Here is a 1,955-nt window from a genome sequence, read left to right as displayed (position 1 = left end):
CCGCCCCCAGCCGGGCGGCCAGCCTCGGGTGCAGCTCCACGAACGGCCCGGGCGCCGCGGCGTTCAGAACGGCCACCCGTCCCTGCGGCTCGATCCGCTGCACATGCCAGCCGTAGGCCTCGTAGCGCTTCAGCACGTCCTCGGAGAAGGCGGTCGCGGTGTCGCCCTCGATGGAGATGTGGTTGTCGTCGTAGAGGAAGACCAGGTTGCCGAGCTTCTGGTGGCCGGCGAGCGAGGAGGCCTCGGCGGAGACGCCCTCCTGGAGATCGCCGTCGGAGACGATCGCCCAGATCGTGTGGTCGAAGGGGGAGTCGCCCTCCGGGGCATCCGGGTCGAACAGGCCGCGCTCGTAACGGGCGGCCATCGCCATGCCGACGGCGTTCGCGACGCCCTGGCCCAGCGGGCCGGTGGTGGTCTCCACACCCGCGGTGTGCCCGTACTCGGGGTGGCCGGGCGTCTTGGAGCCGTGTGTGCGGAACGCCTTGAGGTCGTCCAGCTCCAGTTCGTAGCCCGCGAGGTACAGCTGCGTGTAGAGGGTCAGCGAGGTGTGGCCGGGGGACAGGACGAAGCGGTCACGGCCGGTCCACTCGGGATCGGCGGGATCGTGCCGCATCACCTTCTGAAAGATCGTGTAGGCCGCCGGAGCCAGGCTCATCGCGGTACCGGGGTGGCCGTTGCCGACCCGCTGGACGGCATCCGCCGCCAGAAGGCGGGCGGTGTCGACGGCACGCCGGTCGAGTTCGGTCCATTCGAAGCGGTCCGCTGTCTGCGTGCTCATCTTCAAGAAGTCCTCGATGGGAGCGAAGTTGCTGGTCTGACGCGTTCAAAATTAAAAGTCTGACTTTTACGGCGGAAGGTCGGCGTGTGCCAGCCTGTGGTGAAAGTGGGACACCCATCGGCAGCAGGGCACCCGAACCGGGCGGTACGAGGCGGACATGGCGGACATGGCGGACAGAAGCGTCCAAGGCGGCGACGGAATCGATACGTTCCCCTTCCCGGTCGAGCTCAGCGTCGGCGGCGTCGGTATGCAGATCGGCCCGATGGGGACCGGCCGCAGCTGGCACGCCGACGCGCCGCTGGAGCGCGTGCACCGCATCGACTTCCACGTCGTGATGCTGTTCGGCGCGGGCCCGGTCCGGCACATGGTCGACTTCACCGAGTACGAGGCCATGGCCGGAGACCTGCTGTGGATCCGCCCCGGGCAGGTCCACCGCTTCTCGCGCAGCAGCGAGTACCGCGGAACCGTGCTGACCATGCAGCCCGGCTTCCTGCCCCGCTCGACCGTGGAGGGCACCGGCCTCTACCGCTACGACCTGCCGCCGCTGCTGCGCCCCGACGCGGCCCAACTCGCCGGTCTGCAGGCCGCGCTCGCCCAGCTGCTGCGCGAGTACGAGGACACGGCCACGCTCCCGCTGCGTCTGCACACCGCCGTCCTGCGCCATGCGCTCACGGCGTTCCTGCTGCGGCTCGCCCACCTCGCGGCGAGTTCGGCGCAGGCCCTGCGGCAGCGGTCCGACTCCACCTTCACCCTCTTCCGGGACGCCGTGGAGCGGGACTTCGCCACCAACCACAGCGTCAGCGCCTACGCCGACGCGCTCGGCTACTCCCGCCGCACCCTGGTCCGGGCGGTGCGCGCCGCGACCGGTGAGACCCCCAAGGCCTTCATCGACAAGCGCGTGGTCCTCGAGGCCAAACGGCTCCTCGCCCACACCGAACTGCCCATCGGGCGGGTCGGCGTGGCGGTCGGCTTCCCCGACGCCGCGAACTTCTCCAAGTTCTTCCACCAGCACACCGACCAGACCCCGGCGGCCTTCCGGGCGGAACTGCGCTGACGGCGGCGGGAAGCAGTGAAGGGGCCCCACGCATGCATGGAGCCCCTTCACGAGGGCCGTCAGTGCCCGAAGGTGAACCAGTTGAGGTTCACGAAGTCCGCCGGCTGACCGCTGGTGAAGGTC

At 69.8% G+C, this 1,955-nt stretch carries 1 protein-coding gene and 1 pseudogene; one reads left to right on the top strand and one right to left on the bottom strand.

Annotation, left to right across the window (positions count from 1 at the left end; all coding sequences use genetic code 11):
- Positions 1 to 778, bottom strand: a pseudogene (locus tag ABZ281_RS47555) (hypothetical protein); the annotation flags it as partial.
- Positions 779 to 935: 157 nt separating this feature from the next.
- Here ABZ281_RS47555 and ABZ281_RS47550 point away from each other — a divergent pair.
- Complete coding sequence (locus ABZ281_RS47550) at positions 936 to 1,832, top strand: AraC family transcriptional regulator (RefSeq protein ID WP_356664871.1); 897 nt, start codon at positions 936 to 938, stop codon at positions 1,830 to 1,832.
- The last annotated feature ends 123 nt before the right edge of the window (positions 1,833 to 1,955 follow it).

The organism is Streptomyces sp. NPDC006265, assembly GCF_040613555.1.
Lineage (GTDB): Bacteria > Actinomycetota > Actinomycetes > Streptomycetales > Streptomycetaceae > Streptomyces.
The sequence above is the reverse complement of the archived record's forward strand: the minus strand, read 5'-3'. Positions and strand labels throughout refer to the sequence as shown.